This window comes from Pseudomonas sp. LBUM1652 (assembly GCF_059716105.1).
This window is the reverse complement of sequence record NZ_CP166804.1, coordinates 6,120,394-6,136,221: the sequence shown is the minus strand read 5'-3', so window position 1 is coordinate 6,136,221 and position 15,828 is coordinate 6,120,394. Positions and strand designations below refer to the sequence as shown.

11 protein-coding genes are annotated in these 15,828 nt (G+C 60.5%); 7 read left to right on the top strand and 4 right to left on the bottom strand.

Annotated elements, in window-relative coordinates:
* Nucleotides 1-31 precede the first annotated feature (31 nt).
* The 3 genes from ACA069_RS27815 (at nt 32) to ACA069_RS27805 (ending at nt 3,237) form a co-directional block, all read left to right on the top strand.
* Entirely contained in the window at nt 32-580 is a 549-nt protein-coding gene (locus tag ACA069_RS27815; RefSeq protein ID WP_187680362.1) for a cupin domain-containing protein, read from the top strand.
* Between the two features lie 182 nt (nt 581-762).
* A complete protein-coding gene (locus tag ACA069_RS27810; protein ID WP_187680380.1) occupies nt 763-1,179 on the top strand; it encodes a c-type cytochrome in 417 nt (138 codons plus the stop codon).
* Between the two features lie 135 nt (nt 1,180-1,314).
* Nucleotides 1,315-3,237: an acetyl-CoA hydrolase/transferase C-terminal domain-containing protein gene (locus ACA069_RS27805; protein ID WP_497615606.1), complete on the top strand. Its 1,923-nt coding sequence runs from the start codon at nt 1,315-1,317 to the stop codon at nt 3,235-3,237.
* Between the two features lie 124 nt (nt 3,238-3,361).
* On the opposite strand, the gene ACA069_RS27800 is transcribed toward ACA069_RS27805, so the two are convergent.
* A complete protein-coding gene (locus tag ACA069_RS27800) occupies nt 3,362-3,934 on the bottom strand; it encodes a xanthine phosphoribosyltransferase (protein WP_007920398.1) in 573 nt (190 codons plus the stop codon).
* 57 nt (nt 3,935-3,991) lie between these two features.
* Nucleotides 3,992-6,001 carry a DNA helicase Rep gene (gene rep / locus ACA069_RS27795; protein ID WP_038359196.1) on the bottom strand — a complete coding sequence of 670 codons (2,010 nt, stop codon included), beginning with the start codon at nt 5,999-6,001 and terminating at the stop codon, nt 3,992-3,994.
* A gap of 262 nt (nt 6,002-6,263) precedes the next feature.
* Here rep and ACA069_RS27790 point away from each other — a divergent pair, with 262 nt between their 5' ends.
* Nucleotides 6,264-7,937 carry a putative bifunctional diguanylate cyclase/phosphodiesterase gene (locus tag ACA069_RS27790; RefSeq protein WP_497615605.1) on the top strand — a complete coding sequence of 558 codons (1,674 nt, stop codon included), beginning with the start codon at nt 6,264-6,266 and terminating at the stop codon, nt 7,935-7,937.
* Nucleotides 7,938-8,119: 182 nt separating this feature from the next.
* On the opposite strand, the gene ACA069_RS27785 is transcribed toward ACA069_RS27790, so the two are convergent.
* Nucleotides 8,120-9,517: a NorM family multidrug efflux MATE transporter gene (locus ACA069_RS27785; protein WP_497615604.1), complete on the bottom strand. Its 1,398-nt coding sequence runs from the start codon at nt 9,515-9,517 to the stop codon at nt 8,120-8,122.
* A gap of 158 nt (nt 9,518-9,675) precedes the next feature.
* Here ACA069_RS27785 and ACA069_RS27780 point away from each other — a divergent pair, with 158 nt between their 5' ends.
* From ACA069_RS27780 to ACA069_RS27770, 3 genes are all read left to right on the top strand, one after another.
* Nucleotides 9,676-10,596: a LysR substrate-binding domain-containing protein gene (locus tag ACA069_RS27780; protein ID WP_497615603.1), complete on the top strand. Its 921-nt coding sequence runs from the start codon at nt 9,676-9,678 to the stop codon at nt 10,594-10,596.
* Nucleotides 10,597-10,777: 181 nt separating this feature from the next.
* The gene (locus tag ACA069_RS27775; protein ID WP_497615602.1) at nt 10,778-12,754 is read left to right on the top strand and encodes a methyl-accepting chemotaxis protein; all 1,977 of its coding nucleotides are present in this window, start codon (nt 10,778-10,780) and stop codon (nt 12,752-12,754) included.
* A 219-nt stretch (nt 12,755-12,973) separates the two neighbouring features.
* Nucleotides 12,974-14,188, top strand: a complete 1,215-nt coding sequence (locus ACA069_RS27770; RefSeq protein WP_497615601.1) for an aldose 1-epimerase family protein — start codon at nt 12,974-12,976, stop codon at nt 14,186-14,188.
* On the opposite strand, the gene ACA069_RS27765 is transcribed toward ACA069_RS27770, so the two are convergent.
* Nucleotides 14,185-15,678 carry a YifB family Mg chelatase-like AAA ATPase gene (locus ACA069_RS27765; protein ID WP_497615600.1) on the bottom strand — a complete coding sequence of 498 codons (1,494 nt, stop codon included), beginning with the start codon at nt 15,676-15,678 and terminating at the stop codon, nt 14,185-14,187. The two genes, ACA069_RS27770 and ACA069_RS27765, sit on opposite strands and share 4 nt — an antisense overlap.
* Between the last annotated feature and the right edge of the window lie 150 nt (nt 15,679-15,828).

The window sequence follows — 15,828 nt, the reverse complement described above, 5'->3', positions numbered from 1 at the left end:
AATATTTCTACAATATCAGGAGGCTCCAGCCTTGGACGTCGGTGAACGACTGCAATCGATCCGCAAGCTCAAAGGGCTTTCCCAGCGTGAACTCGCCAAGCGCGCGGGCGTCACCAACAGCACCATTTCGATGATCGAAAAGAATAGCGTCAGCCCTTCGATCAGTTCGCTGAGGAAGGTGCTTGGCGGGATTCCCATGTCCATGGTCGAGTTCTTTTCCGAAGAAATCCTGCAGGAAAAACCGACCCAGATCGTCTACAAGGCCAACGAGCTGATCGACATTTCCGACGGCGCCGTGACCATGAAACTGGTCGGCCGCGCGCACCCGAGCCGGGCCATCGCGTTCCTCAACGAAATCTACCCGCCGGGCGCCGATACTGGCGAAGAAATGCTTACCCATGAGGGCGAGGAAACCGGGATTCTGGTGGAAGGTCGTCTGGAACTGGTGGTGGGTGTGGAAACTTTTATTCTCGAAGCTGGCGACAGCTACTATTTTGAAAGTACCAAGCCGCATCGCTTCCGTAATCCGTTCGATACACCGGCGCGGCTAATCAGCGCAGCAACACCGGCAAATTTTTAAACAAAGAGACGCCAAGCCATAACGGCGAAGGCATCCGAACCGTTTTTCCACAGCGCGGTATAACCCCTTTGTCTATGGGGTTGTTTCAGAGTGGCGGGCTACCCGCTATACTTGCGCCCGCCTGCGAACCGTGGCCGCAGGCGTGAATAGCCACCATTGAGGGTGAACGCGTGAACCTAATTATGAAAATGCTGGCCGCACCAGCAACCGTACTGGCCCTCTGGGCTGTCAGCGCTCAAGCTGCGACGAATGACGACATTGCCAAACGCCTTGAGCCTGTCGGCCAGGTGTGCGTTCAGGGTCAGGAATGCAAAGGGATGGAAGTGGTAGCGACCGCCGGCGGTGGCGGCGGTGCGAAAACCCCGGACGAAGTGATTGCCAAACATTGCAACGCTTGCCATGGCACCGGTCTGTTGGGCGCGCCGAAAATCGGTGACACCGCCGCCTGGAAAGAACGTGCCGATCACCAGGGCGGCCTCGACGGCATCCTGGCCAAGGCCATCACCGGCATCAACGCCATGCCGCCAAAAGGCACCTGTGCCGATTGCACCGACGCCGATCTGAAGGGCGCAATCGAGAAGATGTCCGGCCTGAAGTAAGGCGCGCTTCTGACGAAAAAAACCGTCTTCGGACGGTTTTTTTGTGCCTGCGATTCACGGCTTGGGCTGTCCTTTGCAGCAAAGTCGAGGCAATCTCGGTCTACCTCTATTCACGGAACGGGCGGGAGGCTTCAGATGGTGCAGTTGTGTTCGATCGAACAGGCAGTGGACGACGTGCTCGCGCGGTTGCCGGCGCATATCCACATGGGCTTGCCGCTGGGGTTGGGCAAACCCAACCACTTCGTCAACGCGCTGTACCGGCGCGTCAAAGAGCTGCCTGAGCGGCAACTGACGATGTACACCGCTCTGTGCCTCGGCCGGCCGAATCTTGGCGACGGTTTGCAGAAACGCTTTATCGAGCCTTTCGTCGAGCGCGTTTTTGGCGATTACCCGGAGTTCGATTTCCTCGCCGACCTGCAACGCGACACCCTGCCCGCCAACATCCGCATCCAGCAGTTCTTCATGCAGCCCGGCAGCCTGCTTCACAGCGCGCCGGCCCAGCAGGATTACGTCAGCAGCAATTACAGCCACGCCGCCCGCGATATCAACGCCGCCGGTCTGAATCTCGTGGCGCAACTGCTCGCCAGCAGCAGCGAACATCCCGACCGTCTGAGCCTGAGCTGCAACCCGGACATCACCCTCGACCTGTTGCCGATGATCGCCAAGCGCCGTGACGCCGGGGAGACCATTCTGCTGGTCGGCCAGGTGCACACCGATCTGCCGTACATGCCCGGCGATGCCGAGGTTGATATCGACACCTTCGACCTGCTGATCGACGAAAAGGACAGCAGCACGCTGTTTTCCACGCCGAATATGCCGGTCGGTTTTCAAGACCATTTCATCGGTCTGCACGCCAGCACCCTGGTGCGCGATGGCGGTACGTTGCAGATCGGCATCGGCTCGATGGGCGATGCGCTGACCGCCGCATTGCTGGCGCGCCAAGCCGATAATGCCGGGTATCAAGCGTTACTCGCCGACGTGAACCTCAGCCAGTGGGCGCAACTGATCGAGCGCGAGGGCGGCACCGCGCCGTTCGCCAAAGGGCTTTACGGTTGCAGCGAAATGTTCGTCAACGGCCTTCTGGTGCTGGCGGATGCAGGGATTATCCGGCGCAAGGTTTACCCCGACGTGCCGACTCAGGAGCAGGCCAACGCCGGCACCCTCGACGAGGCCGCGCAGACTGACGGCATCTCGGTGCACGGCGGATTCTTCCTCGGCCCGCGCAGTTTTTACGAGCGCCTGCGTGAGCTGCCGCAAGACAAACGCCTCGAATTCAACATGACCCGCATCAGCTACATCAACGAGCTGTACGGTCAGGATGAGTTGAAGCGCTTGCAGCGCCTTGATGCACGTTTCATCAACACCGTGTTCACCATGACGTTGCTTGGCGCAGGCGTGGCGGACCAACTGGAAGACGGGCGGGTGCTCAGCGGCGTCGGCGGGCAGTACAACTTTGTTGCCCAGGGCCATGCGCTGCACGATGCGCGCTCGGTTCTGATCCTGCGCAGTTGGCGCGAATCCGGCGGTGACGTCAGTTCGAACATCGTCTGGGAATACGGCCATTGCACGATCCCTAGGCACCTGCGCGACATCGTTGTCACCGAGTACGGCATTGCCGATCTGCGCGGCAAAACCGACGCGGCGGTGATCGAGGCATTGTTGAATATCAGCGACTCACGCTTCCAGCCGGGGCTGATCGAGCAGGCGCAGAAGGTTGGCAAACTGCCGAAGGATTTCCGCATCGATCCGCGTTTTGCCGAGAACACGCCGCAACGCTTGCAGGCGATTGCCGCGCGGCATCCGAACCTGTTTCCGGAATATCCGCTGGGCTGTGATTTCACGGTGATCGAGCGGGATGTGTTGCGAGCGCTGAACTGGCTCAAGAGCAAGTTCAAGCTGACCGAGATTCTGGAGTTGGGCAAGGCAGCGCTGGATGCGCCGGAAGCTTCGTTGTATCCGGAGCATCTGGAGCGGATGCAGCTGACGAGTCCAGAGGGCCTGAAGGAAGACTTGTCCCAACGCCTGCTGCTTACCGGCCTGAAGGCCACCGCGCAATAACTGCCCACCCCAAAACAACTGTAGGAGTGAGCCTGCTCGCGATAGCGGTGTATCAGTCACCGAAATGGTTGATTGACACTAAGCGATCGCGAGCAGGCTCACTCCTACAGGGGTAATGCGGGGTTTATTCGATGAAGGTTACAACGCCATCCTTCAGCGATTTGACACGCGCCAGCGACTCAACACGATAGCCCTGCGAGTCCAGCTCGGCGCGGCCGCCCTGGAACGATTTCTCGATGACGATGCCCAGGCCGGCGACGGTGGCGCCAGCCTGCTTGATGATCGAGATCAGCGCCTGGGACGCCTTACCGTTGGCCAAAAAGTCGTCGATGATCAGCACACGGTCGCTGCTGGTCAGGTGACGCGGGGAGATGGCCACGGTGCTTTCGGTCTTTTTGGTGAACGAATAAACGGTCGCCGACAGCAGGTTTTCGGTCAGGGTCAGGGACTGTTGCTTGCGGGCGAAGATCACCGGCACGCCGAGGTTCAGACCGGTCATGATCGCCGGGGCAATGCCCGAGGCTTCGATGGTGACGATCTTGGTGATGCCCGAATCCTTGAACAGCGAGGCGAATTCGTCGCCGATCAGCTTCATCAGGGCCGGGTCGATCTGGTGGTTCAGGAAGGCGTCGACCTTCAGGACCTGGTCGGAAAGCACGATGCCTTGTTCGCGGATTTTCTGGTGCAATGCTTCCATGAAGCTGTCCTCATTTGGCGCTTTGTGCGCCGAAGGTCTAGTAAAAAGTGGTCAATTCTAGCGCTTTAACATCGCGCGTATATCGGCCAATGCGTTGTTGCCGCGCACGGCTTTGACTTCGGTCGGTGTGTCGTCGTTGCCTTCCCACGCCAGATCGTCCGGCGGCAGCTCATCGAGGAAGCGGCTCGGCGCGCAATCGATGATCTCGCCGTACTGCTTGCGCTTGGCGGCGAAGGTGAAGGCCAGGGTCTGACGCGCGCGGGTAATGCCCACGTAGGCCAGGCGGCGCTCCTCTTCGATGGTGTCGGCTTCGATGCTGGAGCGGTGCGGGAGGATTTCCTCTTCCATGCCCATGATGAACACGTAAGGGAATTCCAGCCCCTTGGACGCATGCAGCGTCATCATCTGCACGCCTTCGGCGCCGTCCTCTTCTTCCTGCTGACGTTCCAGCATGTCGCGCAGGACCAGTTTGCCGATGGCATCCTCGACGGTCATTTCGCCTTCTTCGTCCTTTTCGAGGGTGTTTTTCAACGCCTCGATCAGGAACCAGACGTTGCTCATCCGGTAATCGGCAGCCTTGTCGCTGGAGCTGTTGGTGCGCAGCCAGTTCTCGTAGTCGATGTCCATGACCATGCTGCGCAGCGCCGAGATCGGGTCTTCGCCGGCGCACTGCTCGCGGACCTTGTCCATGAAGCGCTTGAAGCGCGACAGGCGATCGGTGAAACGGCTGTCCAGATGTTCGCCCAGACCGATTTCATCGGTGGCGGCGTACATCGAGATCTTGCGTTCGGTGGCGTAGTTGCCGAGTTTTTCCAGGGTGGTCGAGCCGATCTCGCGGCGCGGCACATTGATCACCCGCAGAAAGGCGTTGTCGTCGTCCGGGTTCACGATCAGGCGGAAGTAGGCCATCAGGTCCTTCACTTCCTGGCGGCCGAAGAAGCTGTTGCCGCCGCTCAGGCGATACGGCACCTGGTGATGCTGCAACTTCAGCTCGATCAGTTTGGCCTGGTAGTTACCGCGATAGAGGATCGCAAAATCGCTGTACGGCCGGTCGGTGCGCAAGTGCAGGCTGAGGATTTCCATGGCCACGCGCTCGGCTTCGGCGTCCTCGTTGCGGCAGCGGATCACGCGGATCTCGTCGCCGTGGCCCATCTCACTCCACAGCTGCTTTTCGAATTCGTGCGGATTGTTCGAGATCAGCACGTTTGCGCAACGCAGGATGCGGCTGGTGGAGCGGTAGTTTTGCTCCAGCATCACCACTTTCAGGGACGGATAGTCGTCCTTGAGCAGCATCAGGTTTTCCGGCCGTGCGCCGCGCCAGGCGTAGATCGACTGGTCGTCGTCGCCCACCACGGTGAATTGATTGCGCTTGCCGATGAGCATTTTCACCAGCAGGTATTGGCTGGCGTTGGTGTCCTGGTATTCGTCGACGAGCAGATAGCGAACCTTGTTCTGCCACTTTTCGAGAATGTCGGCGTGCTCTTCGAAGAGTTTTACCGGCAGCAGGATCAGGTCGTCGAAGTCCACCGCGTTGAACGCCTTGAGCGTGCGCTGATAGTGGGTGTAGACGATGGCGGCGGTCTGCTCCTTCGGGTTACGCGCGTTCTCCAGCGCCTGAGGCGGCAGGATCAGGTCGTTTTTCCAGGCGCCGATCATGTTCTTGATCTCGTCGACGCCGTCGTCGCCCGCGTATTCCTTCTGCATGATGTCGGTCATCAGCGCCTTGACATCCGTCTCGTCAAAGATCGAGAAACCGGGTTTGTAGCCCAGGCGCACGTGTTCCTTGCGGATGATGTTCAGGCCCAGGTTGTGGAAGGTGCAGACCGTCAGGCCGCGTCCTTCGCCGGCACGCAGCAGGGTGCCGACCCGTTCCTTCATCTCGCGCGCGGCCTTGTTGGTAAAGGTCATGGCGACGATGTACTGGGCGCGGATGCCGCAGTTCTGGATCAGGTGCGCGATTTTGCGCGTGATCACGCTGGTCTTGCCGGAGCCAGCACCGGCGAGCACCAATAGAGGGCCGCCGACGTAGTTCACGGCTTCTTGCTGCCGGGGATTGAGTCGGGACATACGAAAATTCGGGAGTCGTTGACGAAATGGGCCGGCATTTTAACAGGCTCAGCGATTTGTGCTGCTCTGTCCGACTTGTGACGCACCACGCGATTCAAATTTGCCGGTTTTGTTACTTTCACGCAGGATGCGTGGAGATTTTGCGGCTAATGTTCTCATTCGTGACACAAAATAACGTTTTGATAACCGTTGTCATTTGGTCATTGAACAGCGCAACGGCATAATGCCCCGCCCACATCATTGCAGAGTCTAGGGAGCTAGCTTGTCTACGCCTGTCGAACCCTTGCGTTTGCTGCTACTGGCCGAAGAGCCAGCGTGGACAGCGTTATTGCGCGAGTGTCTGGCTCCGATGGGGAGCGCGGCAGTGCTGATCAGCGCGCCGAACTGGGAGTCGGTCAGCAGTTTGTTCGAAGACAACCGCCACGCGGTGCTGTTGACCCTTCCCGCATTGCAACCCGCGCCGGGCCGTTGCAGTTTGCCGACGGTGCTGCTGCTGGATCACGAGCCGGCCACCGCGCCCGTTGGCGTCAGCGACTGGCTGGTGTTCGACGCCCTCGACGCCGACATGCTCCGCCGTTGCCTGCGCCATGTGCGCGAGCGCGGCGTGCTGGAAAACACCCTGCAACGCCTCGCCGAACAAGACCCGCTGACCGGCATCGCCAACCGCCAGGGTTTTCAGACCTTGCTGGCGGCGCGCCTCGCGGAAAACGACGGCCGGGGCCTTGCGCTAGGGCATCTTGATCTCGATAACTTCCGCCACGCCAACGACGCCCTCGGTCATCAGGCCGGCGACCGCTTGATTCTGCAAGTCGTCGCACGGCTGAAGAGTCAGCTCGAGGCCGGCGATCAACTGGCGCGGCTGGGCAGCGATGAATTCGCCCTGCTGATCGACACCCGCCGCGCACCGCAACGCGCCGAATGGATGGCCGAACGCATTACCGAAGCCCTGGCCGAACCTTACTGGGTCGATGGCGAAAGCCTGCTGATCGGCTCCAGTCTCGGCATCGCCCATGCCCGCGCACAGGGTGGCGCCGACCCACTGATGTGGCACGCGCACATCGCCATGCAGCAGGCGAAAAGCACCCAGGGCTGCACGTTTCATATCTTCAACGAACGCATCAACCGCAACGCGCGGAGCATGGCCGACCTCGAAAGCGAGCTGCGCCGGGCCTTGCGTCGCGATGAGCTGGAGCTGCATTACCAGCCACGTCTGAATCTTGAGGACGGCCAGATCGTCGGCCTCGAAGCCCTGGTGCGCTGGCGTCACGGCGAACGCGGCCTGCTGCCGCCGAGCGAATTCGTGCCGCTGGCCGAGCAGAGCGGTTTGATCGTGCCGCTGGGTTACTGGGTGATTTCCCGGGCCCTGCGCGATATGCAGGCTTTGCGTGAGCGCGGGCTGCCGGCGTTGCACATGGCGATCAACCTGTCGTTCCGCCAGTTTCAGGACAGCCAGTTGCTGCCGACGCTCAGCCGGTTGATTGCCGAGCGTGGCGTCGAGGCGCAGTGGCTGGAATTCGAACTGACCGAAACCGCTGTCATGCGCCGCAGTGATCTGGTCAAACAGACCATGGACGCCCTCGGCCGCCTCGGCGTGCGTTTTTCGCTGGATGACTTCGGCACCGGGTTTTCGTCGTTCGTGCACTTGAATAGCTTGCCGATCACTTTGCTGAAGATCGACAAGAGTTTCGTGGGCGGCATGGAGCAGCGCGAAGAGAACCGCAAACTGGTGCACGCGATGATCAACCTCGCGCACAACCTGCATCTGGAAGTGGTCGCCGAAGGGGTGGAAACCCCGGAGCAACTGGATCTGCTGCGTGGCTTTGGTTGCGATCAGGTTCAAGGGTACCTGATCAGCAAGCCGCTGCCGTTGGCGGAGTTGGTGGAGTACCTGACGTTTGGTTCGAGTCAGCATCCAGCCCTCGAAATCGTGAGCTAACTCCATAACTCAATTAGGAACAACATTGTGGCGAGGGGATTTATCCCCGATCGGCTGCGAAGCAGTCGCAAGACCATAGCACTGGATACATCTGATAGACCCCAGCTACCGGTTTTGGGGCGGCTTCGCCACCCATCGGGGATAAATCCCCTCGCCACAAAGGCTCTCTCCTACAAGGGATCTCAGTCGGTCTGGGCGACTGTGTATTGATTGGATGACGCAGGCTCACGCCGAATCATCCGCTTCATCTTCCATTCAAACGCCAGCGTCAGGCTCACCGCGGCAAACGCCAGCCCCAACACCAAGCCCCACCAGACCCCCGTCGGTCCCCAGTTCAGGTGGAACGCCATCCACCAGGCCGCCGGCGCACCGATCAGCCAATAGCAAGCGAGCCCGACCAGAAACGTGGTTTTGGCATCCTTGAGCCCACGGATGCAGCCCATGGCAATCGTCTGTGTACCGTCGAACAACTCGAACCACGCCGCCACTGCCAACAGACTGACCGCGAGGCGGATCACTTCGGCAAACGCCGGATCGTTGTGATCGAGAAACAACCCGACCAATTGATTCGGCAGCAGCCAGAACACCATCGCAAAACCCACCATCATCACCGCGCCGAACGCGATGCCGACCCGACCGGACATGCGCGCATCCAGCAACTGACCGGCGCCGTAATGTTGGCCGACACGCATGGTGATCGCGTACGACATCCCCGCCGGCACCATGAATGCCACCGAAACGATCTGCAGGGCAATCTGGTGCGCGCCCATTTGCGTGCTGCCCATGGTGCCCATGCACAACGCCGCGAAGGCGAACAACCCGACTTCCACCGCGTAAGTGCCACCAATCGGCAGACCGAGCCGCCAGAGTTCCTTGAGGTATTGCCGGTTCGGCCGCGACAGGCCGGCGCGCAACGGATACGCGTCATATGCGCGATGCCGGCGAATGTGCCAGGCCAACGCGAGCGCCATGCAGTTGGCGACGATCGCCGTCACCAGCCCGATGCCCATCAAACCCAGTTTCGGCAGGCCGAACATGCCGGTAATCAGCGCGTAATTGAGCAGGAAGTTGGCCACCGTGCCAGCAAGGCTGATCACCATCACTGGCGTCGCCCGGCCAATCGCACTGGTGAAACCGCGCAGTGCCATGAAGCTCAGATAGCCGGGCAGGGCGAAGGGCAGGGCGATCAGAAATTGCCCGGCAGCGATGACGTTGGTTTCGGTCTGGCCGAACAGCAGCAACACCGGTTTCAGGTTCCACAACAGCAAGCCTGCGCCCAGCGCCATCAGCCATGCCAGCCACAATCCCGCTTGGGTCAGGCGGGCGGCGCCAATGATGTCGCCGGCGCCCTTACGGATCGCCACCAGGGTGCCGACCGCGGCAATCACGCCGATGCAGAAAATCGACACGAACGAGTAAGTTGCCGCGCCCAAGCCGCCGCCGGCCAGCGCTTCGGGACTGATGCGCGCCATCATCACGGTGTCGGTCAGCACCATCAACATGTGCGCCAACTGTGAAGCAATCAACGGCCCCGACAGCCGCAGGATGGCCCAGAGTTCGGTACGCACAGGATGCTGCATGGTCTTCACCACTCATCAATAGAGGGAACAGGAGAGCGTCGATTCTCGACGCTTGGCAGGGAATGCACAAAGGGATAAAAAGGATGGGTTGCATGATTAAAACTCATCCTGAACAGATTCTGATAAGTTGGCCGCATCCCGCTATAGGAGCTTTCCGAATGTCTCGTCGTCTTCCTCCTTTGTATGCCCTGCGCGCATTTGAAGCGGCGGCGCGGCACAGCTCGTTCACTCGCGCGGCCGAGGAGCTGTCGATCACCCAGAGCGCGGTGAGCCGGCACATTCGTACGCTAGAGGAACATTTCGCCTGCCGCTTGTTTCACCGCAGCGGGCGCAATCTGCAACTCACCGAGTCGGCGCGCATGCTGCTGCCGGGCATCCGTGAAGGCTTCACTGCCCTTGAGCGCGCCTGCAACACTTTGCGCGCAGAGGACGACATCCTGCGCATGAAAGCCCCGTCGACTCTGACCATGCGCTGGCTGCTGGCGCGCCTCAGTCGCTTTCGTCATTTGCAGCCGGGTAACGAAGTGCAATTGACCAGTGCCTGGATGGACGTGGACTCGGTGGACTTCAACGATGAGCCCTTTGACTGCGCCGTGTTACTCAGCGACGGCCATTTTCCGCCGGACTGGGAGGCCAGCCTGCTGTTTCCCGAAGAGCTGATCCCGGTGGGCGCGCCCAACCTGCTGAATGACCAGCCATGGGACGTGGCGCGTCTGGCGTCCGCCGAATTGCTCCATCCCACTCCGGATCGCCGTGATTGGCGCAGTTGGCTGGAGCATATGGGGCTTTCTGATCAGGTGTCGCTCAAGGGCGGCCAGGTGTTCGATACGCTGGAGTTGGGGATGATTGCAGCGGCGCGCGGTTACGGCGTGTCGATGGGCGATCTGTTGATGGTCGCCGAGGATGTCGCGCAGGGACGTTTGAGTCTGCCGTGGCCCACCGCCGTCGCCAGTGGACTGAATTATTACCTGGTGTGGCCAAAAACCCGGCCGGGAGGTGAACGTTTGCGCCGCCTCAGTGACTTCCTGCAAGGCGAAGTCCGCGCCATGGTGCTGCCGGCCGTTACGCGCTTGAGCTGAAACGTTCGAGCCGTCACAATGCCGGCCTTGTGCCATAACCCTGCTGTTCGCTCAAGTATTCGGTTTTGCCGCCGAATACGTGCATGTGGAACCGTCGTGCCGGTATCCAGGATTCACCCCCATTAGAAAATTATCCGAGCTGCGATCAAGGAGGATCGGCAAGTTCGGCCAGGAGCTGTCCATGTCTCAACCTCGCGCTCGGATCGCCTCACAGCTGGGTCTCGCGCTCGCCGTGATACTGGCGATTGTCATCAGCGGCAGTACGGTGTTCGCCCTGCGTTCGCTGGATACAGCCAACCTCGCCACCCGTGAAGAGCACTTGGCCAGTGAGGCGCGTCTGCTCGCCGACCAATTGAGCACCTTCCACGGTACGCTGCGTGAAAGCACCCAGCGCCTGAGCGGGCTGTTCGAGAAGCGCTTCAGCGCAGGTTTGAGCATTCACCCGAGTGAGCCCGTGAGCGTGGCAGGCACCCAGACACCGGGCCTGCACCTGGGCAGCGAAGTACTGAACAACAACTTCAAGGAAGTCGACGAGTTCAAGCAGATGACTGCCGGTGTCGCCACGCTGTTCGTGCGCAGTGGCGAAGACTTTGTCCGTGTCAGCACCTCCCTGACCAAACAGGATGGCAGTCGCGCCATCGGCACCTTGCTCGATCACGCTCACCCGGCCTATGCGAAATTGATGGCGGGCCAGGGTTATGTCGGTCGCGCTCTGTTGTTTGATCGTTCCTACATGACTCAATACACACCGGTGCGTGATAGCAGCGGCAAGGTGATTGCGGTGCTGTTTGTCGGGTTCGATTACACCGACGCGCAGAACGCCCAGTTCGACAACCTCAAGCGCTTCCGTATTGGCCAGACCGGCTCGTTGGCGCTGCTCGATGAGCAGAGCAAATGGCTGGTGGCACCGGCGGGCGTACAAGCATTGGATCAGGCGGTTACGGTGATCGGCGGCTTGAGCAAAACCCCGGGCAAAGGCCAGTTCTGGAGCGACAAGGCTGAAGATTTCTACAGCGTTTCGGTGCCGTTCGACGGTGGGCCGTGGGCGGTCGTGGCGAGCATGCCGAAAGCCGAAATCCGTGCGGTGACCTGGAGCGTGGGTACGCAACTGGCCATCGGCAGTTTGCTGGCGATGCTGCTGGCGGTCGGTTCGGTGGTGTGGTTGCTGCGCAGCAAATTGGCGCCGTTGAGTGATCTGGTGCGTCAGGCCGAAGCCTTGGGCGCCGGTGATCTGAGCGTGCGTCTGAACGTGTCGAGCAACGACGAAATCGGTCAACTGTCCCGCGCGTTCAACCAGATGAGCCAGGCGTTGTCGACCATGGTCGAGCACATCCGCCGCTCCTCGGAAGAGGTCAACCGCCGCGCGCAGGCGCTCTCCGGTTTGTCCGGCGGCGCTTACGAAGGCATGGAGCAGCAATCCGGCGAGATCACCAGCATGGCCGGCGCGGTAGAAGAATTCAGCGCCACCTCGCTGGACATCGCCGACAACATGGGCGCCACCCAGCGACTGGCTCAGGAAAACGCGCAGCAGACGCAGATTGGTCGCAGCTCGATGGAAGAGGCGTCGTCTTCTCTGGAACAAATCGCCGGCGCGCTGAACACCACTGCCACCGTGATCAACACCCTCGGTCAGCGTTCCCAGGAAATCGGTGGCATCGTCAGCGTAATTACCTCGATTGCCGAGCAGACCAACCTGCTGGCGCTCAACGCAGCCATCGAAGCGGCGCGTGCGGGCGAGCAAGGTCGCGGCTTTGCGGTGGTGGCGGATGAGGTGCGTAACCTCGCGTCGCGTACTCGTCAGGCGACCGATGAAATCTCCGGCATGATCCAGAGCATTCAGCAGGAAACCGGCAACGCGATCAGCACCATGGAGCAGGGCAATGTGCTGATGCAGGAAGGCCTGTCGCGCAACGCCAACGTGGCATCTGCGCTGGCGCGGATTGACGAGCAGAGCCGTTCGGCGGGGCAGCAGTTTGCAGCGATCACCACGGCGACGCAGGAGCAGAGCAGCACCGCGACGTTGCTCAGCAGCAACCTGCAAAGTATTGCGTTGGCCAACAGCGAGCAGCGTGAAGTGGTTTCCAACCTGGCCGTGACCGCCAAGGAGCTTGAGAAACTGGCGGCGGACTTGCGTTCCGAGGTTGATCGCTTCCGTTGATGTGCGCCTGAAATAGCTATCGCGAGCAGGCTCGCTCCTACAGTGTCCGGTGCGAATCACAGATTTTGTGAAGACCCGGATCCCCTGTGGGAGCGAGCCTGCTCGCGATTGCATCACTGAAGATCTTCGGCAGAACATGCGATCTGTCGATCTAATACACTTGCTGAAACGTTTCCGCAGCGCTATAAAAATGGCACAACTCCAATAAAGGCTGCTGCCATGTCCCCGCTCAAACTCGTCGCCGCACTCGGCGCACTGTCCGCTGCCTCCCATGCCATGGCTTGGGATTACGTCCTTCTCGATACCAATAAGCCCGCGCAAAACTGGACCATCACCAGTGAGCAACTCGGCGTGAAAACCGACAAACCCTTCTCGGTAAGCCTGCGCACCTTGCATGGTGGGCGGCAGGAAGGTGTGAGCATCGTGGATATCGATAACGGCACGATGAAACTCTCGGTGGTGCCGACCCGTGGCATGAATGTCCTGCACGCCTCCGTTGGCAACGTGCGCATGGGCTGGGATTCGCCGGTCAAGGATGTGGTCAATCCGGCATTCATCGAACTCAACGGACGCGGTGGCCTGGGCTGGCTGGAAGGCTTCAACGAACTGGTGACCCGCTGCGGTTACGAATGGGTCGGCCATCCCGGCATGGACAATGGTGAGCTGCTGACCCTGCACGGGCGCGCCGCCAACATCCCGGCCAGCACTGTCACGCTGCACATCGATGAAGAACCACCCTACGCCATCAGTCTGCGCGGCGAACTGAAAGAGCAGGCGTTCAAGAAAGTCGACTTCACGGTCGTCACTGAACTGGTCACCGAGCCCGGCAGCGTGCGTTTCGCACTCAACGATAAGTTGACCAACAACGGCGATTATCCAAAGGAATATCAGGCGCTGTATCACAGCAACTTCAGTACGCCGTTCCTTGAGCAGGGCGCCCGTTTTGCTGCGCCGGTGAAACAGGTCTCGCCTTTCAACGACAAGGCCAAGGGCGATTTGCCCGACTGGCAGACCTACCGCGCACCGACCAAGGACTACGACGAAACCGTCTACAACGTCGTGCCCTATGCTGACGCCAAAGGTGAAACCCTGACCGTTCTGCATAACAAGGCCGGCAGCCTCGGTGTTTCCGTCGGCTTCAACACCCAGCAGTTGCCGGTGTTTTCCCTGTGGAAAAACACTGATACCCAAGGGCAGGGCTATGTCACGGGACTGGAGCCGGGCACCAGTTTCTCCTACAATCGCCGCTATCAGCGTCCGCTGAATCTGGTGCCGACCATTGCGCCGAAGGAACACAAACAGTTCCAGATCAGCTACAGCCTGCTCGCCGACAAAAATGCTGTGGATAACGCCTTGAAGCGTGTAACCGAAATTCAGGCCGGGCGCGCAACCGAAGTGCGGCAGGCACCACTGGTTGATCTGACCGAGCATTAAGGCGTCGCCGGCCGATACTGCAGCGCTTCGGCCAAGTGCTCACGCCTGATTGCATCGACTTGCTCAAGGTCTGCCAGGGTTCTGGCGACTTTGAGTAAACGATGGGCTGAGCGCAGCGACAACGTCAGTCGCTCACAGGCGGACTCCAGCCAGGTTTCGTCGGCTGTGGATAACTTGCAGTGCCTCTTCAGGCCCGGCAGATCAAGGAAGGCATTCGCACAGCCTTGACGCTTTTGCTGTCGTTCACGCGCCTCGGCCACCAACGCCGCTGCGCTGGCGCTGTCCTCACCTGGCTTTACCGCTGGGTTCAACGCCGTCGCCTCCCGCGCCACCGTCAGGTGCAAATCGATCCGGTCCAGTAGCGGCCCTGACAGTTTGTTGCGATAGCGCTGCACCATATCCGGTGTGCATGAGCACTTGCCGCTCGGCTCGCCAAGATATCCACAGGGACACGGATTCATCGCTGCCACTAGCTGAAACCGCGCCGGAAAACGCACGCGATCCTTGGCCCGGGCAATCACGATATGCCCGGATTCCATCGGTTCGCGCAGTACCTCCAGCACCTTGCGATCAAACTCCGGCAGCTCATCGAGAAACAGCACGCCGTGGTGGGCGAGGGTGATCTCGCCGGGTTGCGGTTTTGAACTGCCACCGACCAGTGCGGGGCCGGATGCCGAGTGATGGGGTTGGCGAAACGGTCGCTGCGGCCAATGGGTCAACGGCACGCCGCTGGCAACGGATTGAATGGCGGCCACTTCCAGCGCTTCGCATTCGGACAGCGGCGGCAGCAGCCCCGGCAATCGACTGGCCAGCAATGTCTTACCCGTTCCCGGTGGCCCGCTGAACAACAGGTTGTGCGCGCCCGCCGCCGCGATCAGCAGCGCACGTTTGGCTGCCAATTGCCCCTGCACTTCGTTGAGATCGGGATAGGGTCTGGCGGCATGAATCAAACCGTCCGATACATAAGGCTCCACTGGCGTATGCCCGTTGAAATGCGCCACCGCCTCCAACAGATGATCCACCGCAAACACCTTCAGCCCCGACGCCAGGCACGCCTCCTCGGCATTTGCGCGCGGTACCACCAGCGTCCGCCCGGCCTTGCGCGCCGCCAATGCCGCGGGCAACACCCCGCGCACCGGCCGCACAGCACCGGACAACGCCAGCTCACCGAGACACTCCACATCATCCAGCGTCAGACACGGCACCTGCACACTCGCCGACAGAATCCCCAAGGCAATCGCCAGATCAAACCGCCCGCCATCCTTGGGCAAATCCGCCGGCGCAAGATTCAAGGTGATCCGCCGCGCCGGAAACTGCAGCCCGGAATTGATGATCGCGCTGCGCACCCGATCCTTGCTCTCCTTCACCGCCGCCTCGGGCAGGCCGACCATGGTCAGCGACGGCAGGCCGTTGGCCAGATGGACTTCGACGGTAACGGCGGGAGCATCCACGCCAATCTGGGCGCGACTGTGGACGATGGAGAGGGACATGGTCGTTCCTTGAGCTGAATCGGGGGCCGCTTCCTGCGGGTTTTTTAAGGGTAGTTGGAAGAATATATTTGGTGGAGCTGCTGCGGAGGTAAACCTTCACTGGATGTTGCGGATTGTGGTTCGTTGAATTTTGGGGTTGAAGACGAGCTA